This window comes from Streptomyces sp. NBC_01454 (assembly GCF_036227565.1).
Lineage (GTDB): Bacteria > Actinomycetota > Actinomycetes > Streptomycetales > Streptomycetaceae > Streptomyces.
In genome coordinates this window covers 5,826,542-5,848,625 of sequence record NZ_CP109460.1, presented here as the reverse complement: position 1 = coordinate 5,848,625, position 22,084 = coordinate 5,826,542, and the positions used below count along the sequence as shown (strand labels likewise).

The 22,084-nt window shown below is 72.2% G+C and carries 17 protein-coding genes, 1 tRNA gene and 2 pseudogenes; 9 read left to right on the top strand and 11 right to left on the bottom strand.

Features of this window, described 5'->3' with window-relative positions:
- Positions 1 to 75: 75 nt before the first annotated feature.
- The 3 genes and pseudogenes from OIU81_RS25900 to OIU81_RS25890 form a co-directional block, all read right to left on the bottom strand.
- Positions 76 to 548, bottom strand: a pseudogene (locus OIU81_RS25900) (CoA transferase).
- Positions 549 to 655: 107 nt separating this feature from the next.
- Positions 656 to 2,071: a M20/M25/M40 family metallo-hydrolase gene (locus OIU81_RS25895; protein WP_329151545.1), complete on the bottom strand. Its 1,416-nt coding sequence runs from the start codon at positions 2,069 to 2,071 to the stop codon at positions 656 to 658.
- 100 nt (positions 2,072 to 2,171) lie between these two features.
- Positions 2,172 to 3,476, bottom strand: a complete 1,305-nt coding sequence (locus tag OIU81_RS25890; RefSeq protein ID WP_329151544.1) for an MFS transporter — start codon at positions 3,474 to 3,476, stop codon at positions 2,172 to 2,174.
- A 425-nt stretch (positions 3,477 to 3,901) separates the two neighbouring features.
- Between OIU81_RS25890 and OIU81_RS25885 the strand changes: the two genes are divergently transcribed.
- Entirely contained in the window at positions 3,902 to 4,801 is a 900-nt protein-coding gene (locus tag OIU81_RS25885; protein WP_329151543.1) for a LysR family transcriptional regulator, read from the top strand.
- Positions 4,802 to 4,838: 37 nt separating this feature from the next.
- Here the strand turns inward: OIU81_RS25885 and OIU81_RS25880 are convergent, their stop codons facing one another.
- Positions 4,839 to 6,215, bottom strand: coding sequence for a protein kinase domain-containing protein (locus tag OIU81_RS25880; protein ID WP_329151542.1), 1,377 nt, complete (start codon positions 6,213 to 6,215; stop codon positions 4,839 to 4,841).
- Between the two features lie 245 nt (positions 6,216 to 6,460).
- On the opposite strand from OIU81_RS25880, the gene OIU81_RS25875 reads away from it, so the two are divergent.
- The gene (locus OIU81_RS25875) at positions 6,461 to 7,237 is read left to right on the top strand and encodes a bestrophin-like domain (RefSeq protein WP_329151541.1); all 777 of its coding nucleotides are present in this window, start codon (positions 6,461 to 6,463) and stop codon (positions 7,235 to 7,237) included.
- 59 nt (positions 7,238 to 7,296) lie between these two features.
- Here OIU81_RS25875 and OIU81_RS25870 read toward each other — a convergent pair whose 3' ends face one another.
- Both OIU81_RS25870 and OIU81_RS25865 read right to left on the bottom strand, forming a co-directional pair.
- Complete coding sequence (locus OIU81_RS25870) at positions 7,297 to 7,716, bottom strand: hypothetical protein (RefSeq protein WP_329151540.1); 420 nt, start codon at positions 7,714 to 7,716, stop codon at positions 7,297 to 7,299.
- A 387-nt stretch (positions 7,717 to 8,103) separates the two neighbouring features.
- A tRNA-Val gene (locus OIU81_RS25865) sits at positions 8,104 to 8,175 on the bottom strand.
- Between the two features lie 140 nt (positions 8,176 to 8,315).
- Between OIU81_RS25865 and OIU81_RS25860 the strand changes: the two genes are divergently transcribed.
- From OIU81_RS25860 to OIU81_RS25835, 6 genes and pseudogenes are all read left to right on the top strand, one after another.
- A complete protein-coding gene (locus OIU81_RS25860) occupies positions 8,316 to 9,707 on the top strand; it encodes a hypothetical protein (RefSeq protein ID WP_443074045.1) in 1,392 nt (463 codons plus the stop codon).
- 243 nt (positions 9,708 to 9,950) lie between these two features.
- Positions 9,951 to 10,493: pseudogene (locus tag OIU81_RS25855) on the top strand (DUF4383 domain-containing protein); the annotation flags it as partial.
- A gap of 372 nt (positions 10,494 to 10,865) precedes the next feature.
- The gene (locus OIU81_RS25850) at positions 10,866 to 11,570 is read left to right on the top strand and encodes a FadR/GntR family transcriptional regulator (RefSeq protein WP_329151538.1); all 705 of its coding nucleotides are present in this window, start codon (positions 10,866 to 10,868) and stop codon (positions 11,568 to 11,570) included.
- 121 nt (positions 11,571 to 11,691) lie between these two features.
- Positions 11,692 to 12,837 carry a galactonate dehydratase gene (gene dgoD, locus OIU81_RS25845; RefSeq protein WP_329151537.1) on the top strand — a complete coding sequence of 382 codons (1,146 nt, stop codon included), beginning with the start codon at positions 11,692 to 11,694 and terminating at the stop codon, positions 12,835 to 12,837.
- A gap of 293 nt (positions 12,838 to 13,130) precedes the next feature.
- Entirely contained in the window at positions 13,131 to 13,751 is a 621-nt protein-coding gene (locus tag OIU81_RS25840; RefSeq protein ID WP_329151536.1) for a bifunctional 4-hydroxy-2-oxoglutarate aldolase/2-dehydro-3-deoxy-phosphogluconate aldolase, read from the top strand.
- Positions 13,752 to 13,875: 124 nt separating this feature from the next.
- Positions 13,876 to 14,094, top strand: a complete 219-nt coding sequence (locus OIU81_RS25835; RefSeq protein WP_329151535.1) for an FmdB family zinc ribbon protein — start codon at positions 13,876 to 13,878, stop codon at positions 14,092 to 14,094.
- Between the two features lie 18 nt (positions 14,095 to 14,112).
- On the opposite strand, the gene OIU81_RS25830 is transcribed toward OIU81_RS25835, so the two are convergent.
- The 5 genes from OIU81_RS25830 to OIU81_RS25810 all read right to left on the bottom strand — a co-directional run bounded on the left by OIU81_RS25830 (position 14,113) and on the right by OIU81_RS25810 (position 20,755).
- A complete protein-coding gene (locus tag OIU81_RS25830; protein WP_329151534.1) occupies positions 14,113 to 15,345 on the bottom strand; it encodes a GNAT family N-acetyltransferase in 1,233 nt (410 codons plus the stop codon).
- Positions 15,346 to 15,471: 126 nt separating this feature from the next.
- Positions 15,472 to 16,131: an O-methyltransferase gene (locus OIU81_RS25825; RefSeq protein ID WP_329151533.1), complete on the bottom strand. Its 660-nt coding sequence runs from the start codon at positions 16,129 to 16,131 to the stop codon at positions 15,472 to 15,474.
- 72 nt (positions 16,132 to 16,203) lie between these two features.
- The gene (locus OIU81_RS25820; RefSeq protein WP_329151532.1) at positions 16,204 to 17,043 is read right to left on the bottom strand and encodes an HAD family hydrolase; all 840 of its coding nucleotides are present in this window, start codon (positions 17,041 to 17,043) and stop codon (positions 16,204 to 16,206) included.
- Entirely contained in the window at positions 17,043 to 19,568 is a 2,526-nt protein-coding gene (locus OIU81_RS25815; RefSeq protein WP_329151531.1) for a phosphoribosyltransferase, read from the bottom strand. The genes OIU81_RS25820 and OIU81_RS25815 overlap by 1 nt, the downstream gene beginning before the upstream one ends.
- A 14-nt stretch (positions 19,569 to 19,582) precedes the next feature.
- Entirely contained in the window at positions 19,583 to 20,755 is a 1,173-nt protein-coding gene (locus OIU81_RS25810) for an HpcH/HpaI aldolase/citrate lyase family protein (protein WP_329151530.1), read from the bottom strand.
- Between the two features lie 216 nt (positions 20,756 to 20,971).
- Between OIU81_RS25810 and OIU81_RS25805 the strand changes: the two genes are divergently transcribed.
- Positions 20,972 to 22,060 carry a TerD family protein gene (locus tag OIU81_RS25805; RefSeq protein WP_329151529.1) on the top strand — a complete coding sequence of 363 codons (1,089 nt, stop codon included), beginning with the start codon at positions 20,972 to 20,974 and terminating at the stop codon, positions 22,058 to 22,060.
- Positions 22,061 to 22,084: the final 24 nt, after the last annotated feature.

Sequence of the window (22,084 nt, the reverse complement as noted above, 5' to 3'; positions counted from 1 at the left end):
ACCCGCCCCGCACCGGCCCTGCTCACGACGAGGGGAGGGCGACGGCGGGCCCGGGGCCGGGGCCGGGTGACAGGGTCACTTCACGGCCCTCCGTGCACGGAGGCGGGCCAGTTGTCCGGGGCCGGCCCCGAGGGCGGTCAGTACCTGTGCGGTGTGCTCACCGTGCCGGGGCGCCGGGGTGCGCACGACCGTCGGCTGTCCGGACAGCTTGAGGGGCGAGGCGAAGGTGCGCAGGGTCCCGGCGCCGGGGTGCTCGATCTCGGCGACCATGCCGCGGGCGACGACCTGAGGATGTCGCAGGGCCTGATCGACGGTGTTGATCGGACCGACCGGGGCCCCTCTCCGGTGAGCAGCCCGGCCCACTCCTGGGCACCACGGGAAGCCGGCGCGCGTTCTATGAGCGGCAGCAGTTCCCCGCGGTGGCGGACCCGGTGGGGGTTGGTCGCGAACCGTGATTCGTCGACGAGCCGGGCGAGCCGGGCGAGCCGGGCAAGTCCGATCGCGGTGGCGAAACGGCGCCACAGGCCGTCGTTTCCGGCGGCCACCATGAGGTGACCGTCGGCGGTGCGATCCAGCACCTGCACGCCGGTCAGCGTTCCGTCGTGGAGGAGCCAGGGGTCGGGGTGCGGTGTGTGGTGTGTGGTGGATGCGGGTCTCACTCCTCCGTTTCGGTGGGATGCGCCAAGGAGCCGGTGGCCGAGCCCAGTTCGAGCAGGAGCTCCATGCAGATGGCGGTGGCGTCGAGGAAGTAGTCGACGCGCAGGTTCTCGTTGGGCGCGTGGTTGGCCTGGTCGGCGTTGGCCAGCGGCAGGCCGATGCTGGGCACCCCGAGGACCTCGGTGAAGACCCAGTCCGGAAGGGTGCCGCCGTAGGCGGGTACCAGCAGCGGGGGCCGCCCGGAGACCCGGGAGACGGCCGCCGCCACCCGCGGCGTATAGGGATTGTCGATCGTGGTCCGCGAGGCCGGTGTGCCGCCGGTCTTGGTGACTGTCACCTCGGGGGCACGCTCCCGCAGATGCGCAGCCACCCGCTCGAAGACGGCCTGCGGATCCTGGCCCGGCGTCAGCCGGATGTCGACGCCCGCCTCCGCGGTGTCGGGGATGATCGTGCGGGCCACATCACCCGTGCTGATCCCGTTGATCGTCAGCGTGGGGCGGTCCGCGAGGCGCTCGTAGAAGGACAGCCCGTCGAAGGCGGGGTCCATCGCGCTCAGCCCGATGTCCCCCAGGACCTGCTGCAGATCGAGCGGGAGCGCGGCGAACGCGGCGCGGTCGGCGTCGGGCAGGGGTTCACGGCCGTCGTCGAAGCCCTCGACGAGGACCCGGCCGTCGGAGTCCTTGAGGCAGGCCAGCGCCTGGACCAGCTGCCATGCAGGATTGGGCGCGACATTGCCGAAGTTGCCGGAGTGCAGGGGCCGGCTCGCACCCCGTGCCCGCAGCCGGAGCCGGAGCATGCCGCGCACCCCGTGCGAGACACACCATTCACCGGACTCGTGCACCGAGCGGTCGCTCCAGACGACCAGATCACAGCGGTCGAACAGCGCCCGGTGCGCCCGCAGGGTGGCCGCCAGCGTGGGGCTGCCGATCTCCTCCTCACCGTCGAGCAGCACCGTGACCGAGCAGGGCAGTTGGCCGGCGTACTCGTCGAACAGGCGCAGCGCCTGCAGATGCGCGTAGTGCTGGCCCTTGTTGTCGCCGGTGCCGCGCCCCCAGATCCGCCCGTCCCGCAGAACCGGGGTGAAGGGGTCGGAGTCCCACCGCTCGCGGGGGCCGGCCGGCTGGACGTCGTAATGGCCGTAGAGGAGGACGTGCGGCGACCCGGCGGGCCCCGCGCGGTGGCCGACCACCAGCGGCCGGCCACCGTCGCCGACCAGTACCGACGGCGTCAGTCCGGCCCGCTTGACCTCGTCGAGAGCATGGTCGGTCGCGGCGGGGAACCCCTCGCCGGTCGCACTCACGCCGGGGTGGCTGACGTACTCCATCAGTCCGGCGATGAGCGCGTCCTGGTGCGTGTCCACCAGGGAGCGCGGGGTGCCGGGGAGCAGAGCGCGGATCGTGGCAGCATCCGTCATGGAAGGACCTCGTTCTCTCGTGGGCGCCGTCGGGCAGGGGCCCGTCCGGCGGAAGCCGTGGGCGGCTCGTCAGAAGTGCGTACGGGATACGGCCACCGCGTCAGCGCAGGGCGAGCAGGCGCCGGGCGGCCAGCAGGGCGGCGATGCTCAGGACGCCGGCCGCCATGATGTAGAAGCCGGGCGAGAGGTGATTGCCGGTGGTGACGATCAGCCAGGTGATGACCACGGGGGCGAAGCCGCCGAAGGACAGCACGCCGATGTTGTAGCTCAGGGACAGGCCGGTGCTGCGGGTGGCTGTCGGGAACGCCTCGGACATCAACGCGGGCAGCGCGCCGAAGTAGCAGGCCTTCAACAGCCCGAGCACCGCCATCACCACGCCCATGACCAGCAGCGACGGGTGGCCCGAGAGCAGCAGGAACAGCGGGCAGATGCAGACCACCATCGCGGCCCCGGCGATGAGCATGATCTTGATCCGGCCGACCCGGTCCGAGAGATGGCCGACCAGGGGCGTCACGGTCGTCAGCACCACACCGGAGACGGCCGCACCGACGTATCCCGCGGAGGACGGCAGCCCCAGGACCTTCTGCGCGTAAGTCGGCATATAGACGATCACATACGTCGCAGCGGTGGACATCACCATGGCGCCGACCATGAGCAGCACCCGCAGCTTCTGCCTGCTGAGCACCTGCCGGACCGGGGTCGTGGTGGCTTCGCCCTCGTCGGTGGTCTCGACGAATGCGGGTGTCTCCGGGAGCCGGCGGCGGATCACATACCCGACCGGGCCGATCAGCAGGCCGAGGAGGAACGGAATGCGCCAGCCCCATGCGTCCAGCTGGGCATCGGAGAGCGTCATGCTGAGCACGGTGCCGAAGGTCGCGGCCAGCAGCGTCGCCAGGCCCTGCGAGGCGAATTGCCAGCTCGCCATGTAGCCTCGCCGGTCCGTCGACTGTTCGGACAGGAACGCGGTCGCACTGCCGAATTCGCCGCCCGCCGAGAACCCCTGGAGCAGCCGGGCCAGCAGAATCATGACCGGTGCGGCAACGCCGATGGAGGCATAGGTGGGCAGCACGGCGATGAGCAAGGTGCCGGCCATCATCAGCCGGATCGTCAGCAGCAGACCGGCCTTGCGTCCGGCACGGTCCGCGTAGGGCCCCAGAACGAGTGCGCCCAACGGCCGGACCAGATACGAGATCCCGAAGGTGCCGAGGGCGAGCATCAGGGACACCGTCGCGTCGCCGGTGGGAAAGAACGCCTTGGAGATCGAAACCGCGAAGAAGCCATAAGAGGTCAGGTCGTACCACTCAAGCGTGTTTCCGGCCGTGGCCGCGAGCACGGCGCGCCGCGCCCGATTCCCGCTCAGGGGCTTCTCGGCAATCATCCGGCCTGTCTCTCCAACGGTCGTCATGAGTGTTACTCCCTCGAATCGAGCAGGCGAACTGTCGCGCAGGGTGAAAACGCCGACGGGTGAGCCGGAGCCGAGAAAAAGGGGCCTCGCGGGCTCGTTGAGCGAAGACGCTAGAGCCCACCGATCGTTCGCACAATCGCAACTTTTAGAACACCTGGTTGCCGAATGGGCAACAGCGCCGCATGGGCAACAGCGCCGGCCTGGGCACCACCTCGGGAATGCCGCTCAGGCCGCCGGGAGGTGCGCCCGGCGGGTGATCCCAGCGGGTGATCCCGGCGCGGTGCGCCACGGCGCCGTACCGGACGGACAGGGCCGAGGGCAGGTGCACGCGGCCGCCCGGGGACGCAGGCGTCCGCATATTCGCGAATTCGCAATTCATTGAACGAATCGTTGCCCGCAGAGCAATAGCTTTCTATGCTGACGGCATGCTGAACAGCCCGGCACTTGAGTACTTCCTCGAGGTGGTTCGCACCGGCTCGGTCAATGAGGCATCCAGGCGACTCCTGGTGGCGGGCTCGGCCATCAGCAGACAAATCGGCAAGCTTGAGCAGGAAATCGGCGTCCCACTCTTCGAGCGTCGGCCGCGCGGAATGGTACCCAGTGAGGCCGGTGCCCTTTTGGCGGCCTATGCACGCAGGGCCGCCCTGGAAACCGATCAGGTCCTCGCGGAGATCCGCGGCCGCGGCCGGCTGGGCAGCACCGTCCGGGTGGCGAGTTCACAGGGTGCCGCGCAGGAATTCCTGCCGCACGCCATGGCCGCATTCCGCAAGGAAAATCCGGGCGCCACCTTTCAACTCCCGGTGGTGAGCCCGTCATTGGCCACGCAAATGGTCCATGACGGTTCGGCCGATCTGGCGGTCACCTTCAGCCTCGCGCCCGCTCCCGACGTCCACGTCATCCATGCCCAACGGGCCCCGATCCAGGCCATGGTCAGGTCCGATCACCCGCTCGCGCAGCGGGACGAAATCCATCTGCACGAGCTGCTGCCCTATCCGGTCGCCCTCACCGAGGAAGGCACCACCAACCGCCGCCTCTTCGACCTCTGCTGCTCGATCGAGGGCATCAGCTTCGAACCCCTGCTGATCAGCTCCAGCTCCAGCGCGCTGTCCACCTTCGTCAAAGAGGCGAATGCCGTTTCGCTGATCGGCCACATCACCGTGCACGAACGGCTGCGCAACCAGGGGCTGAAGGCCATCGCCATCCGCAACCCGGAAATGCATCTGCGCACCCTCCAGATCCAGGCCATGGCCGGCCGTCAACTCCCGGCCGTCGTGGACGCCTTCGCCCAGTACCTGATCCACCGGCTTTCGGAGATCGAGGTCTAGGAACCACGGGTAAGGCCCCGGCCCCGCCTCGCGGAAGCTACCCGGCGGCCGCCGCCCGGACCATGCGGGTCAGCTTCCGCTCGGCCAGGAACGTACCCAGCGGAAGCCAGGCCGCCAGCACCACCAGGATCTTCGTCCCGGTGGACGCCTTGAGTCGGGAGGAAAGAAACAAAGCGGCGAGCACGTACAGGATCAGGAGGAATCCGTTGAGCACAGGGATGACGGCCAGCTCCGTCCCCACCGCACGGCCCAGCACGATCACATACGTCAGCAGGGTCAGCACACCGCTGGCGTAGGCCGCGGCCCGGAACCCCAGCATCGCGCCCCGCCCGACCGGCGGCCCGCCCGCCCGCGGTGCGGCACTACTCTTCCGGGCGGTCGGCACGCCCACCCCCGTCGCCCGGGCCCGCGGCCGCGGTCCCGCGGCGGAGGCCGTCACGGCCTCCGCCACACCGGGCCCGGCAGTTGCACCGGAAGCGAGCACGGTCCCTCCCGGCCCACCCACCGGCCCCGGCGCTTCCGCCTGTCCCGGGGCTTCCGCCGGCCCTGCGACATCGACAGAACCTGCGGCATCGACCGTGCCCGGAGCCTCTCCCCTCCCCACCGTCCCCAGTGCCATGGCCGCGAGGTCCGCCGCCCGGGGCCGTTGCGCCGGCTCCTTGGCCAGACATGCCTCGATCAACGGCCGTACCCCCGGCGCCACCTCGCTCAGCACCGGCGGCTCGTGCACCACGCGGAAGAGCAGCGCATGCGTCGGCCCGTCCCCGAACGGCCCCCGCCCCGTGGCCGCGAACGTCAGCACCGACCCGAGCGAGAAGATGTCCGACGCCTCCCCCACCTCCCGGCCCACGGCCTGCTCGGGGGACATATAGGCGGGGGTGCCCAGCACCGTGCCCGTCACCGTCAGCGCCGTACCGCTGTCGTCCTCCAGGGCCTTGGAGATCCCGAAGTCGATGACCCGCGGCCCGTCGTCGAGCAGCAGCACATTGGACGGCTTCAGATCGCGGTGCACCAGCCCGGTGCGGTGGAACGCCTGCAGCGCCTCGGCCAGTCCCGCGGCCAGCTGCCGCAACGCCGCCTCGTCCAGCGGCCCGTGCGCCGCCACCTGCTCCGCCAGCGAGGGCCCCGGCACGTACTGACTGGCCACCCAGGGCGTCGGCGCGTCCGGGTCGGCGTCCACCACGGGAGCGGTCCAGAAGCCGCCGGCCTTCATCGCCAGCTCGACCTCCCGCCGGAACCGCCTGCGGAAGCCGGGGTCCGCGGCGATCTCGGCCCGTACGAGCTTCACGGCGACCCGCCGCCCCGAAGCGGACTCGCCCAGATACACCTGCCCCATGCCGCCGGCCCCGAGCCGGGCCGTCAACCGGTACGGACCGACCACCGCAGGGTCTTCGGCACCCAGTGGCTGTGGCATCGCTCGCTCCCCCCGACGTGGTACGCGCGGCGCACTCTACCCAAGGCCCCGCGCCCTCCCACGGCCGCACCGGCCGACCACTCCACACCGCCGACCGGCCCCGACTCCCCGGCCGAACCGGACATACCGGCGGCCCCCGCCGAAGAGACGAAGGGGCGTGTCCGCAGCCCGGCGCGTTCGTTGGCCACCGCGCCGGTGGTGGGTGTGGGGTACGTCAGGAGCGTGGAACAGTGGCCCGTTGGCTCGTGAGCAACCTTCCGCCCTGGTTGCTGCTGACCGGGCTCATCGTCGTGATCACCGGCGGCACAGCGGTCGTCCAGGCCCTCGTCCGGCACCGCTTCCCCCACCTCCGGCAGGGCGGCCGCAACGAGGTCGCCCAGTTCATCTATCCCGTTGTCGGTCTGGTCTACGGCTTCCTCATCGGCTTCATGGTCCTCGCTCTCTGGGGCCAGGTCAGCGCCGCCGACCAGACGACCCGGACCGAGGGCGCCGCGGCGGTGCAGCTGGCCAGAAGCGTCGAGGCGTTCGGCGAACCCGAGGCCGCACAGATCCGGCAGAACCTCCTGGCGTACGGACGCGCGGCGACGGCCGAGTGGCCCCACGCCTCGGAAGGCGGCACCACGCCCGGAGCCGAAAACGCCCTCAACCGCCTGCACGCCACCTACGAGAGCATCAAGCCGCGCAACGACGCCCAACGCGCCTTCCTTGCCAGCTCACTCGCGTCCCTGAGAGACCTGACCGCCGCACGAGCCCAACGCCTGCTCCAGGCACGCACCAACACCGGCCCGCCCTTGGCCCTGTGGCTGGTGATCTTCCTGAACAGCGGCCTGGTCCTCGGCTTCTCCGTCGTCTTCGACTCCCAGCAACCCCGGATCCACTACGGAATGGTCGCCGCAGTCAGCATCCTCGTAGCCGCCAACCTCTTCCTCATCACAGAACTGGCCTACCCCTACGTCGGCGAACTCGCCACGTCACCGGCACCACTGGGCGAGGTCCTTGCGGTCTTGTCGCCGCCTGGGTAGACGGGGGGCGCGGAACGGAGCTTGCCGGTCCAGCGCCAGTAGCTCACCGCGGAACTCGGTTACTTCGGCATGACCATCCCCTGGTCCGTCACGTAGTAGCTAGCCATACAGGTCGGGAACGCCGAGCTGTCTCCGGCGGGCCCACGCATCGGGGATGAAGTGCAGAAGGTGGAGAGAATCTGGCTCTTCTGCTGGTAGGTCAGCCCCGCCGGCTGGACGCTCTGCGGCTGCTGGGACCGGGGTGACGTCGACGGAGCGTGCGAGCTGTCGCTGGACGTGCCTGTGTCCGGGCCGATCACGGACATTGCCGCCGCTCCGACCAGGGTGCCCGCGACCGCCCCGCCTACGATCATGGCCACGGTGCTCTGCCACCACGGTCGCTCCCACTTCGCCGGGATGGCCTGGTACTTCGCCAGGATGGCCTGGTCCTCCGGGTCGCTCTCATGGTTCTCCGGAGAGACATAGGGAGTGTGCTCCACTGCAGCCTCCTGTGAGCCCTGACCACAGCCGCATCATGCGCGAAGCGGCGGGCACACAGGCTATCCGTCAGACGTGCCAGCGCTCTTCAACGAGATCGCCCATCAGAGGGGCTGCTCCTCGGCCACCCTCGCGAGCCACCCCCAGCGCCCCTGCGGCACACCGCGGCTTCCCTCGCCGTTGCCGGCGGCGCCGACGTCCATGTGGTCACGGCCATGCTGGCCAGAAGCGGGCGAGGCCCGCAAGGCAGCCAGGGCGCTCGCCGAGCTGGAGCAGGAATCAGCGCCGGAAGCGGCTGCCTGACAGTGCCGGCATGTACGCCATGTGCACCGACAGAAAGAGGCCCTCCGCATGTCGCTGCGAAGGGCCTCTGACCTGCTATTTCTCTGTGGGCACAACAGGATTCGAACCTGTGACATCTGCCTTGTAAGGGCAGCGCTCTACCGCTGAGCTATGCGCCCCGGCCGAGCCGACAGACTACCTTGCCTTCGGGCCTGAACCGCAAACCAGTGAGTGCAGGCGAACTTACCGGCCGGGGTGTTCGTTTCCGGTGAGTGGGACAATGACATTCGGCCTGGGGCGATGCGATCGGGAGAGGGAAGTGACGGCGACAGAGACGCAGCCGCATGAGCAGCGAGGACGCCGTCGCGCCCGTGGGGGTGTCCGGGATGTGGTGGCGCTCGCGCTGCTGCCGTTGCCGTTGCTGGCGGCGATGGCGCCGCTGGCGTTCGCGGGCGGGGGGACCCGGCGCTGGTTCGGGCGCGGGGAGGGCCAGCGGGCCGATGCGCAGGCCGCGAAGGATGCCGCGGCGGAGGCGTTCTACGAGCTGGACACCGCGCAGCGGGATCTGCGGATCTCCATAGAGGCGATCACCGCCGCGGACGGCTCGCCGGCCGCGCGGAAGGCGGCGGCGGATTACGAGGGCCTCGGCCGGCGGATCGACGAGGTGAGCCAGGGCTACATCACCGCCGTCGACTCACACGATCTCGACCGGGACGATCTGGACGGCGCCACCATCGCGCGGGCGCGGGCCGATCTGACGCGGGCCAAGGAGGAGCTGAACCGCGTCAAGGGCGAGCTCGACCGGTTCGCGCAGGGGCTGGGGCCGCTGCTGCAGTCCGCCGAGACACAGCTGGCGCGGCTGGCCCCTGCCGTGGAGCGGGCCCGGCAGGCGCTGCTGGCGGCGAGCAACGGGCTGGATGCGGTGCGTGCACAGAGGCTGCGGGCGGATGATCTCGCGGCCCGGCTGGCGGCGCTCGGGCCGGAGCTGACCAAGCTCAATCAGGGCGCCGGGCAGCACGGCGTCCAGGAGACGATCCGGCGGGCCGACGAGGTGCTGCGCGAGGCCGAGGCCGTACGGGCCGAGGCCGAGCGGCTGCCGGGCAGGGCCGCGGAGATCGACAAGCGGCTGGTGTCGCTGCGGACCAGGGCGCAGGCGATCACCACGCGTGCGGGGCAGGTCGACCCGGTCCTCAGCGAGCTGCGGCGGCGGTACAGCGCGGCGTGCTGGCAGGACCTGCAGCAGGTGCCGGAGCAGGCCGCGCAGTCCGTCCGGCAGGCCGAGACCACGCTGCGGGAGGCGCAGCAGGCGCGTGAGGAACAGCGCTGGGCGGATGCCACGAGCCGGCTGGCGACCGTACGGGCGCTGTTGGACACCACCGACGAGGCGGTGTCGGCGGCCGGTGACCGGCTGCAGCGGCTCGATGCGGTGTCGTTCGACCGGCAGAAGGAGATCGACCGGACCCGCTTCGCGGTCCGTGACGCGCAGCGGCTGGCGATGACCGGCCGCAGCACCCCCGACCCGCGGCACGCCGGCCCCCTGGACGAGGCGGTGGCGCGGCTGGAGCGCGCGGTCGCGGGTCTGGAGGGGCGGCATCCGGACTGGTGGCACTTCCTGACGGAGACCGAGGCCGTCCGGCAGACGGCGGCCGGGGTGGTGCAGGAGATCAGGGACGCCAGAGGCGGGGCGGGGAGCGGCGGCGGACGCGGCTGACCCGGCGGACGCGGTTGCCCCGGCCGGCCCGACGGACACGCCCCGGGCCCGGCGCAGTGGCACGCGGGCGGGCCCCGGTGTGCGGCCCTCCGCCCCGGTGGCGCTGAGGACGGCCTGCCGCGGCTTTCCTCCGGCACGTGCAACGGCCCGCCCCGTCCGGGCGCGATGGCGCGATGTGCCGCGTGGGCGGATCCTGGAGACAGGCACGGCCCAGGCGGCACCCCTGCGCGAAGGAGGCCGGACATGGCTACTGGGGTTACTGGCCATTCCCTGCACGGGCCCACGCAACCGTTCCACCGGACGAAGGCGCGGCACACCCGCCTCGACGAGCATCTGCCCGTGGACCACCGGCTCAGCAAGGTCTACCGCATCGGCGCGGGGCTGATGGGTCTGGTGCTGATCGCCTTCGGCATCCTCGGACTGACGCACCACATCGGCTACTTCGACACCGGCGGCGACACCGTGGCCGGGCTGAACACCAACGGCACCCTGAGCGTGCTGTCGATCGTGGTCGGCGCGATCCTCGTCCTCGGCATGGTGATCGGCGGGAACTTCGCCTCGACCCTCAACATCGTGTTCGGCGGGCTGTTCCTGCTGAGCGGGTTCGTGAACCTGGCGCTGCTGCAGACCGACGCGAACTTCCTCGCCTTCCAGCTCCAGAACGTCCTCTTCAGCTTCCTGGTGGGGCTGCTGCTGCTGATCTTCGGGATGTACGGACGGGTCAGCGGCGGCCTCTCGCACGACAATCCGTACTGGCGGGCCCGGCACCCGGACGAGGCGGAACGGTTCGACCGCGGACAGCTGCAACCCGTCTCCGGCATGACGGCCGCGCGGCAGGCGGCACGGCTCTCGATGCAGGGCGCCTCGCATGCGGGACGCGGTTCGTTCGGGGCCGGCACCAGTGGGAGCAGACGGCTCAGCCGGACGGCCGCCGGCACGGACGCGCTCGCCGGCGGCCAGGACACCGGCACCAGCGGCCGGAACACCGGCAGGGGCAGGGGCAGAGGCAGAGGCAGGGGCGCGGACTCCGGCACCGGCACCGGCGGCAAGAAGACCTGAGCCGGGGCGCGATGGCGTCACCCTCTCGTAACGGCGGGCTGGGCGGGGGGCTGTTGGCGGAGCGGCGGAAGCAGGGAGTACGGAGCAGGGAGCAGCACGATGAGCCGTTCCGGGCATGCCACCTCCGCCGCGGGGCACGGGGTGCACACCATGGCGGTGGAGGCACTCGCCACGCGGATCCTCACGGGCACCTACCGGGAGGGCGACAGCCTGGCCGCGCCCGAGGTGATGGCGGAGCTGGCGGTGAGCCAGACCGTGCTGCGCGAGGCGATCAAGGTGCTGACCACCAAAGGGATCCTCGGCACCGACACCAAGCGCGGCACGTTCGTGCGCTCGCGGGAGGACTGGAATCTCCTGGACGCGGACGTGCTGCGGTGGAAGCTCGCGGCCGGCGTCTCCTCCGACTTCTTCGCCGACGTGCTCGAACTGCGCCGTTCCATCGAGCCCGCGGCGGCCGCGCTCGCCGCGGAGCGCCGTACCGATGACGATCTGGCGGCACTGGACGCCGCGCTGCGCGCGATGGCCGCGAGCGCCGGCGACCCGGTGATGCTGGTACGCGCCGACGCGTCCTTCCACACGGCCATGCTGGTCGCGTCGAACAACCGCTTCTACGCGCAGATGCACCGGGTGATCGTGCCGGTGCTCGTCCAGCGCGACCGGGAGGTGCTCGCCGCGGCCGGTGCGCTCGCGCCGCCGCATGCGCCCCATGCCGCGGTCGTCGAGGCCGTACGGAACAGGGACATCGACGGCGCCTATATGGCCATGCTCGAACTGCTCGATCTGTCCGCGCGGGAGCATCCCTAGCACAGCGGGGAATCCGCGGACGGCAGCCGTTACGGCGGGGACGCGGGTGGGCAGGACGCCGGTGGGCAGGACACGGCCCCATCCGCCCCGTGCCGCACGCCGAAAGGACGGCCCGGTCCCCATGAAGATCAGCCGCATCGAGACCTTCCTCGCCCCGCCGCGCTGGATGTTCGTACGGGTGGAGACCGATGAGGGCGTCATCGGCTGGGGTGAGCCGGTGGTCGAGGGGCGGGCCGAGCCGGTGCGGGCAGCGGTGGACGTGCTGGCCGAATATCTCCTGGGCCGGGATCCGGCACGTATCGAGGACCACTGGCAGGTCATGACCAAGGGCGGCTTCTACCGGGGCGGGCCCGTCCTGTCGTCCGCCGTCGCCGGCCTGGACCAGGCGCTGTGGGACATCAAGGGGAAGCGGCACGGGGTGCCCGTCCATCAGCTGCTGGGCGGTCCGGTCCGCGAGAAGATCCGCGCCTACGCCTGGGTCGGCGGCGACGAGCCGCATGCCCTGCGCGACGCGGTCAGCGCTCAGACCGAGGCCGGATTCACCGCCGTCAAGATGAACGCCTGCGGCCGGATGACGCCGGTGGCGACCCGTGCCGAGGTACGGGCGTGCCTGCTGCGCGCCGAGACCGTACGCGAAGTCCTCGGCGACGACCGGGACTTCGGCCTCGACTTCCACGGGCGGGTCTCGCCCGCCAACGCCCGCAGGCTCCTCCCCCTGCTGGCCGACTACGCGCCGATGTTCGTCGAGGAGCCCGTGCTCGGCGACTACGTGCATGTCCTCCCCGATCTCGTCAACGCTTCCGGAATTCCTCTCGCACTCGGTGAACGGCTCTTCACCCGACGGGAGTTCCTGGCTCCGCTTCAGGCCGGCGTCGCGATCGTCCAGCCCGACATCTCGCATGCGGGCGGCATCTCCGAGCTCCGCCGGATCGCCGCACTCGCCGAGGTCTACGGTGCGCAGCTCGCTCCGCACTGCCCCCTGGGTCCGGTCGCCCTGGCCGCCAGCCTCCAAGTCGCCTTCACCACCCCGAACTTCCTCATCCAGGAGCAGTCCCTCGGCATCCACTACCACCGGGGCGCCGAACTGCTGGACTACGTCGCGGATCCGGAGCCGTTCCGCTTCCACGGCGGGTCCCTGCTGCGGACCGACCGCCCGGGGCTCGGTGTGGAGGTGGACGAGGCCGCCGTACGGGCAGCGGACGAGCGGGGGCACGCGTGGCGGAACCCGGTGTGGCGCCACGAGGACGGCGCGTTCGCGGAATGGTGACGGGGCAGCGGACGGGGCGGGGCGGGTGGGACAGAACCGCGCGGGGCGGGTGGTGGCGGAACCGTGCGGGGCGGGTGGCCCGGTGACAGTACGAGTGGTGACGGTGCGGAAGGGGCGCGTGAGGACGGGGCGGAGGAGAAAGCCAGATGGTGGCAGAGAGCCGTGACGGCTGTGACGGTCGGGCACGCGAAGGGCCTGCCCGACCGGAATAATCAACGGTGTCACCCGCGCGCCCGAACGACCCAGTCGCGCAGTACACACGCGGCGGGGTGCAGGAGAAAGCAGGAAACGCCATGGACCTCAGCGAAGCGCTCCGGACCGAGCGGCTGGTAGCGATCATCCGGGGCAGGGATGCGGAAGCGTCCTTCCGCACGGTCATGGCGCTTGCGGAGGCAGGCCTTCCGCTGATCGAGATCTCGCTCAGCGGACAGGACGCCCTCACCGTCATCCGACGGGCCCGCGCCGAGCTCGGCGACGCGGCCTGGCTCGGCGCCGGCACCGTCCAGACCGCCGCCGACGCCCGGCGCGCCGCCGAAGCCGGGGCGAACCTCATCGTCACGCCGGGTCTCGGCGCCGGCCTGGAGGAGTCCGTACGCCAGGGGCTGCCGACGCTCGCCGGGGTGCTGACGCCGTCCGAGGTGATCGCGGCCGATGCGATGGGCGTCTCGGCCCTGAAGCTGTTCCCGGCGTCGATGGGCGGGCCGGCCTATCTGGAGGCGCTCCGCGGGCCCTTCCCCGACCCGGCGTTCGTGCCGGTCGGCGGGGTGGATGCGGCCACCGCGCAGGCGTATTTCGACGCGGGGGCGGTGGCGGTGGGCGTCGGCTCACCGCTGATCGGGGACGCGGCGGACGGGGGCGACCTGGACGAGCTGCGCAAGCGCGCGGCGGAGTTCCAGGCGGTGTGCGCAGGGTGACGGGGACAGCCGGCCTCCGTGCGGGGAGACGGGGACGGCGCACCGGCCCGCGTGGAGCCGGGCATGCTGAACGCGCCGCCCGATCCCGTCGTGTGCGGAGCGGCGCCGCGGCTAATCTGTGCTCATGCCTCGTTATGAATACCGGTGCCGCCCCTGTGACAGCACCTTCGAGCTGAACCGTCCGATGGCCGAGTCCTCCGCCCCGGCGGTCTGCCCCCAGGGCCACGAAGACACCGTGAAGCTTCTCTCCACGGTCTCCGTCGGCGGTTCCGCCGCCGCTCCCGCCGCCCCCGCCCCGCGCGGTGGTGGCGGCGGCTGCTGCGGAGGCGGCCGCTGCGGCTAGTGCGGTGACCGCGCGCGGTCAGAACCAGTGCAGGCAGTGCGGGGGCCGCTCGGCGCGGAAGAGGGCGTCAGCGAGGGTGGCCGCGCCCGGGCGGTGGGCCCGGATGTGTCCGGCACGTACGAGCGTGCTCGGGGCGGTGCCGCCGAGGTAGACCGAGCCGAGGTCGCGCACGTCCAGGGACAGGTCGGGCTCCCGGCCCGTCGGGACGCAGTCGGCCTTGCCGTCCCGGACGGTCAGCAGGTAGCGGCCGGGTTCGCCGAGGAACGGGTCGTCGACGTCGAGGACGAGCTCGCCGTCCGTGAACCAGCCGCGCGCGGTCAGCGCACGCGGGACGTCCAGCAGCCGCACCCAGAGCCAGTCGGTGTCCTCGCTCACCCGGCCGGCGCGGAAGTCCGCGAGCTGCCGACGCAGCGGGTGCCCTGGCGGGAAATGCTGGAACACGACCTCAGTGACCAGGTCGTGTCCGAGGACGAACCGGGCCAGGGCCGTGAAGACGGCGTCGTCGGCGGCGACTGTCTCGTCGACCGTCAGGGTGCCGGACTCGACCGAGTAGCCCGCGTACCCGTCCGGGACCCCGTCGGCGTCCCGGTGGACGGCGACGTGGCGCGGCGCCGGAGCGACCGGGGGCTGCCCCGCGCCCAAGGCCCACCAGCGGTGCGGCCGGGACAGCGCGCCGGGCTGTGCGCGGCGGTACCGGTCGTAGACCTCTTCCAGGATCTCGCCGCACTCGGCACGCCGCAGCAGCTCGACCGAGCCCGTGTCCGAGCCGGTCGCCGGGGCACCGGCCGCTCCGCGCGCCCGGGGGACGTCGAAGGCGGCCTGGTGGCGCGACACCGTCAGCCGCTGCGTGTAGGTCGCCGGTCCATAGCCGAACCTGCCGTAGATCGGGGACTCGGAGGCCAGCAGCACGGAGAGGAATTCCCCTCGGGCCCGCAGCTCGGCGAGCTGATGCCGCATCATCGCGCTGAGCACGCCGCGGCGTCGGTGCGAGGGCAGGACGCCGACAGCGCTCACCCCGGCGGCCGGAACGAGGATCTCACCGGGCAGGGTGAGTTCAAAGGAGTAGGCGCCCGCGGTGCCGACGGGCCGCCCGTCCGCCGTCATGGCGAGCAGGTTGCGGCCCATTTCGAGCGCCGACCACCAGACCCCGCCGCCGCCCTCGGCCGGGGTTTCCGGGAAGCGCCCGAACGCGGCATGGAGTGTGTCGACGAAGACGTCCAGATCCTCGTCGGTCGTGGAACGGATCTCCATCGCTGCCGCTGCCTCCCCGGATGCCGGCACCACGACGCGTGGTGTCCCGCCACAGTGCAGCGTTGCCCCCGTGGCCCGGTCAAGCGCATTGCGGCGGGGCCCGCGGCTCAACGGCCCTTCCTGGCCCTAGCGCTTGCGTGCCAGCGTCAGGCCGTCCGCCACGGTGAGCAGCACCGCTTCCATCCGCTGGTCCGCCGCGACATGGTCGTTGAACGCCCTGATCGCCAGGGCCGAGCCGGTAGCCGCCGGGTCGACGACCTGGCCGCTGTACAGGACGTTGTCCACGGCGATCAGACCGCCCGGCCGCATGCGGGGCACCAGCTCCTCCCAGTAGGCGATGTAGCCGCCCTTGTCCGCGTCGAGGTAGGCGAGGTCGAACTGCGGGCCGTCGGGCAGCGCGCGCAGGGTCTCCAGCGCGGGTGCGATGCGCAGCTGGATGCGGTCCGCGACGCCGGCCCGCTCCCAGCACTCCCGCGCGTATGCCGTCCACTCCTCCGACACGTCGCAGGCGAGCAGCGTGCCGTCCGCGGGCAGCGCCTGGGCCATCGACAGCGCCGAGAAGCCGGTGAACGTGCCCACCTCGACGATCTGCCGGGCCCCGGTCAGCCGCACCAGGAACGCCAGCAGTGGCCCCTGTTCCTGTGCCGACTGCATCCTCGCCGCCTCCGGGAACACGCGATGGGTGAGCTCGACGATGTCGCGCTGGGCGTCGTTCAGCGGCGGATTGTGCGCGAGGACGTAGTCGTACGTCTCCGCGGTGATCTGCGTGCTCTTGGACTCGGCCACTGACTCTCCTCCTGCTCAAGGATGACGGTCGCGGCCGGTCACCGGACGGTGCGGCCGACCGCCCCGGCGAGACTAGCCGAGGCCGCCTCCCCGCACCGTGTGTCCCGGGGCGGCGGCGCCGCGGAGGAAGGCGCGGACGATCTCCTCGCCGGCGGCGACGCCCCGTGCCTCCAGCGCCGTGACATGGGGGGCGGACCAGCCGGCGTCCGCCAGTTCGCCGTGTCCGGGCCGCCATCCGCGGTCGGCGGCCAGCAGCAGATCGGCGTCGAGCAGGGAGTCACCGGCCGCGAGGATCTCGGCGGCGCCCGTGCGGCGGGCCACCTCCGCCACGGCGGCGCTCTTGGTCAGCGGCTGCGGTACGGCATAGATCTTGCGGCCCTGGAGGGACACCGTCCAGCCGCGCTCGGCCGCCCAGCCGGTGAGGTCCTTCACCCAGGTGTCCGGCAGCAGCGGCCGCTCCACGACGAGATAGACGAAGAGGTCCTCGGCCACCCGCTCCTTGCGCAGCCAGGCCGGGTCGGCGGTGCCGGCGAGATGGGCGCGGACCTCGGCCAGCGGCGCGCAGTGCGCGGCGATCCGCTCGGCGACGGTGCGCTGCCAGTCCGGGTCCGACGCGCCCCGTACGAGCAGATGGCCACCGTTGGCGCAGACGGCGAACTCCGATGCCGGGCCCGGGAGGTGAATGCGGCCGTACTGCGCGCGGGTGCGGGTGGTGGCCGGCACGAAGGTGGTGTGGGCGGCGAGTTCGGCGAGCAGCCCGGCGGCCGTCTCGGTCAGGTAGGACTGCGGTGCGCGCGCGTAGGTCTCGACGCACAGGAGCCGGGGGGCCTGCGCGTCGGGCATGGTGAGGTCCAGTGCGGCGGCCGAGTAGATCAGGGTGCGGTCGAGGTCGCTGGCGACGAGGGTGCGCATCAGGAGGCCACCGCCGTGCCGTCGGCTCCGGTGGCGCCGCGGGTGAAGCGGGGGTGGATCAACCCCACACAGGTGTAGGGCAGCTGGTCGACCTCTTCGACGGGGACGCCCCGCTGTTCCGCCAGGAGACGCACATGGGCGAGGTCGGCCCCGGCGCCGCGCCGGGCCAGGATCTTCCAGGGGACCCGGCGCAGCAGGACGCGGGTGGTCTCCCCGACACCGGGTTTGACCAGATTGACGTCGTGGATGCCGTACTCCTCGCTGATCCGCCGGACGGCCTCCCAGCCCTCCCAGGTGGGTGTCCGGTCGGCGGCGGCCAGCTCCTTCACCTCCGCGGCGACCTCCCCGGCGACCTCGTCGAAGCGCGCGGCGACCGCGTCCAGGAACGTGCCCGACAGATCGGCGCCGGCCAGCTCGCGGTAGAACTTCGCGCCGTGGAAGTCGTCCGGGCCCACCAGGTCGTCGCGCAGGACGGTGCGCGATATGAGGCCGGAGACGGTGGAGTTGAGGCAGGCGGACGGGATGAGGAAGTCGTCGCGGGTGCCGTAGGTCTCGACGCAGCCGCCGGGGTCGGCGAGCACCACGATGCGCGGGTCGAAGCCCGGGAAGTCCTCCAGCGCCTCGGCGAGTTCGCGGGTGATGGCGCCCTTACCGGTCCAGCCGTCCACGAAGACGACGTCCGCCGGATCGTGCCGGTCGGCCAGCCAGCGCAGTGCCGTGGTGTCGATGCCCCGGCCGCGGACGATCGAGACGGCGTAGTGCGGCAGCTCCAGCCCGTGGGCGTGCCGGGCCCAGCGGCGCATCAGCACCCCGACGGGGGTGCCGGCCCGGGCCAGCGAGACCAGTACGGGGCGCGGGCCGCGTTCGGCGAGCACGGTCTCGGTGACGGTCCCGACGGCGCGCGCGATCCGGCCCGCCGAGGCGTCAAGTGCGCTGTGGAACAGCGCCTGGTACTCCTCGCTCGGCTGGTATTCGACCGGCAGCGACTCCGCGTAGTGGGCGCCGCCGCGCTGGATCGCCTCCTCGCGTTCCTCGGTCGGCGCTTCCAGGGTGAGGCCGGAGAGGTCCTGCAGCAGCCAGCCGACCTCGTCGGCCCCGTAGGAGGAGAAGGCGGGGCCGCGCAGCGGCTCGGGGAGGGGCATGGGTCCGGCTTCCGGTTGCGGCGGGTACGAGGGAACGACGGCGAGCAGCAGCCGGTCGGTGTGCGCGGCGAGACGGTGCAGCAGTCCGCCTTCGGCGTGCAGCTCGGGGCGGTCGCCGGGTGAGTCCACGACGGCGACGACCGCATCGAAGCGGCGTTCCGGTGCGGAGCCGGGCGCCACGTTGTAGGCGTACCGCTCCCCCGGCCCGTCGGCCGGCCCGTCGTGGGCGGGGAAGGACAGCCGGGTGCGGATCGCGTATCCGGGGTCGTCGACGGCGAGCACCGGCGAGCGGGTGGTGGTGGAGAAGAAGACGCCCGCGCCGGTGCCGTCGGCGGGTGCCGGGGCGGGGTCGCCGTCCGGCGCGGTGACCCGTGCTTCCAGCGCCCCGGCGATCCGCAGCGGCGCGTACATCAGCTCCTCGTTGCCGAGGACGAGGACGCGGCGCGCACCGTCCAGATGCCGCGCGAGCCGGTCCGCCATGGCGGGCAGGTGGGCCTCGAGCCGCTCGCGGTGCGCGGGGGTGAAGCCGTGCCGCCCGCCGTCCGGCAGACCGGCGGGCCAGCCGAGGTCTATCCGTACGGCGGGGGCGGGGCCGGCGCCGGGCATCGGGTCCGGGCCGGCCGCCAGGGCCGGGGCCGCGAGGGCCTCGTGCCGGGCGACGAGTTCCTGGCCGCGGGAGAGCACCTCGTCGGGGAGGCGGACGCCGCCCGCGGCCAGCGCCACGAGATCGACGCGGGCACCCAGCTCCGCCGCGCACTTCTCCAGCCGGCCGCGGTCCTCCGGGGAGCGCATGTCGACCAGGGCGACGACCACGTACCGCTCGCGCGGGAAGCGCGCGTGCAGCGCCCTGATGGTGTTCAGCACGGTCGTGCCGGTGGAGAACTCGTCGTCGACGAGGACCAGCGGTCCGTCCCCGGCCAGCAGCGCGGGGTCCTCGGGGAGCAGCAGATGCGAGGTGGCGTGGCTGTGCTCCTCCTCGAACCCGCCCACCGGTGCGACGCCCGCCACCGGCCGCCGGGTGGAGTGCAGATACGGCGCCGACGCCAGGCCGTCGGCCACCGAATGCCCCAGGCCGGTGGCGGTCTCGGCGTAGCCCAGGACGACGGAGCGGGCGGCGGCCTCCTCGCCCAGCAGCTGCCGCACCCGTCGCCCCAGCCCGACGCCGGCCCCGTGGACCACGTCCGGCCGCTGCGGCACATGCTTGCCGAGCACGTTCGACACGAGCAGATGAGCCCGCTTGGGGTTGCGCCGCAGCGCCAGCCCCAGCAGCTCGGGCAGCTCGTCCCCGCCGCTCAGCGAGACCCCGAGCCGACCGGCGACCCATTCCCCTGTCCAGACCACGCGCTTTGTCTCCTTGCTCGTACCGTCATGCCGTTCACCCATGCCGTTCACCGGGGTCATGTCTGCGGAACGCTCGCCGTCAGCAGTTCCACGAACCCGACGCCCTCCCCCGCGACCCCGAACGCCTCGGCGCGCAGCAGGGTCCGCTCCGCCCAGGCCCGGTGCGGTTTCACCTCGTTCATCTTGTTCGTGTAGGCGGAGCGCAGCACCCCGCCGTCGCCCCGTTCGGGACGGAGGATGTCGACCGCGTCGCTGAACTCCTCATGGCTGACGACCGAGAGGGCGTGCACGGGTGCGACATGCGAGGGGTGGATGCAGGTCTTGCCCTGCAGGCCGTTGGCGCGGTCGAGTTCGATCTCGCGCAGCAGGCCGTCCATGTCGTGCTCGATCAGGGCGGTCCGCAGTTCCTCGGCGTGCCCGAGGAACGGGCTGCGCCGCAGCTGCGGCTTGAACATCCGCTCGTGCAGCCGGAAGTACTCCCACACCGGGCCGGTGACCGTGAAGCCGCTGCCGTCCGCCCGTCCCAGCACATTGACCACGTCGGAGATCACGGACGCCACGATCCGGACGTCGTACGCCGTCATGTCGGGGGCCCTGCGCAGCCCGTAGGCGGAGCAGAAGTCGGTGACGCCGAGGCGCAGGGCGAGCACCCGGTCGCGGTATTTGTCAACGGTCCTGGCGATGCCGTACAGGGTCTCGGTGCGGCTCTCCAGATGCAGCAGCTGCGGGGATTCCAGCACCGGCATCGCGAACAGCCGCCGGTCGCTCACGGACTCGGCCGCGGTCAGCGCCTCGAGGAACGGGACGCCGCTTTCCTCGGTGAATTTCGGAAGTACAAATCCAGACAGCCTGTGCACGGCGGCTCCCATCCGCCGTACCAGGTCCGGTATCTGTGCGGGGGTGCGGACCCGGATGAACAGCAGCGGGAGGGACTCCCCCGCGGCGGCCGCCTCGTCGAGCAGCGCGAGCTGGCGGACGAGGTTCTCCTCGCCGGCCTCGACGTCCGCGTCCCCTATGGAGTCCTCCAGGCACAGCACCATGGACAGCACGCCACGCCCGGCCTGTTTGAGGACGTCGGCGGCGAGCTGCGGGCGGGTGGCGGGGCTGTACAGCGTGGCGCCCAGGGCGACCGCGAGCGTGCGGGCCGGGGAATCGGCGGTGAACTCCACCGGCTCCTGATGGAACAGCGCCTTCCGAACGTCGGGCGCAAGGTACCCAAAATGCTGCATATGACTCCCCGTATACCTGCGGGATCCGGGCCCCCCGCGTGTCTCGCTGTCTGGATCCAGCCGATAATCGTACGTGCGTGGGGGTGTGGTTGGTTCCCGCGTGCGTGAAAATCACGTATCCCCCGCGGGGCGCCCGGGTGTCCGCCGTCCGTGCCCGTGCGCGGCTCACGGGGCCCCGCGTTGTCCCTGCGAGCTGAGGGAAGGCAGGATTGCGGCATGACGCACGCGATGCTGAAAGGGTCGAACGTACCCCTCGATGCCACGGCGGTCCGGGCCGTCCTGCGCTGGACGCCCGGCGCCGGTGTGCCCGATGTCGATGCCTCGGCCCTGCTGGTGGGCCCCGGCGGACGCGTGCGCTCCGACGAGGACTTCGTGTTCTACAACCAGCCGCGCCACCCCAGCGGCCTGGTGCGGCATCTGCCCAAGACGCAGCGCGATGAGGCACTGACCGACACCCTCGAGGCGGATCTGGCGGCGCTGGACCCCTCGGTGGACCGGGTCGTCCTGGCCGCCTCCTCGGACGGCGGGCCGTTCGCGGGCGTGACGGATCTGCGGGTCCTGCTGTACGACGCGGCGGCCGGCGACGGCGAGCCGATCGCGGTCTTCGACGTGGTCCCCGAGACGGGCGACGAGACGGCCTTGATCTGCGGGGAGTTGTACCGCCGCGGCGAGGCCTGGAAGTTCCGCGCCCTGGGCCAGGGGTACGACAGCGGGCTGGTCGGCCTGGCGACCGAGTTCGGGATCTCGGTGGAGGACGGCGAACCGGACGGCGCGGACACCGGTGCGCAGGCGGCGTCGCAGCCGCCCGGCACGGAGCCCGCGGCCGAGGGCCCGGCCCCCCGCGGCGAGCCCGCCGCGGACGGCCCCGCCGCCTCCCCCGTGACCCCGCCGCCCAGCACCTGGCCCGAGCAGGCCTCGGGCGCGCCGTCCGCGGCGGATCCGCAGAGCGCCGCGGCGGCCGATTCCGAGGCGGTCACCCAGCATGTGCCGGAGGGCATGCCGGAGCCGTTCTCGTCCGCACCGCTGCCGCCGGCCGGCGCGCCGCCGGCCGCTCCCGCACCCACGGGTGGCGGCTACGGCTACCCGCAGAACGTGCCGCCCCCGCCGACGCAGCCCCCGGCCCAGCCCGCGTACGGCTACCCGGGGCCGCCGCCCCAGTACCAGCCCCAGACGCCGACCGGCTACGGCTTTCCCCCCGCGCCGCCGGCCGGGACGTACGGCTATCCGGTGCCGCCGCAGCAGCCCTTCGTGCCGGACCCGTCCTTCGTGCTGCCGCCCCAGGGCCCGCAGTTCCAGCGCCGTTAGGGAGGGTGCGGCGGGCCGGGCCGC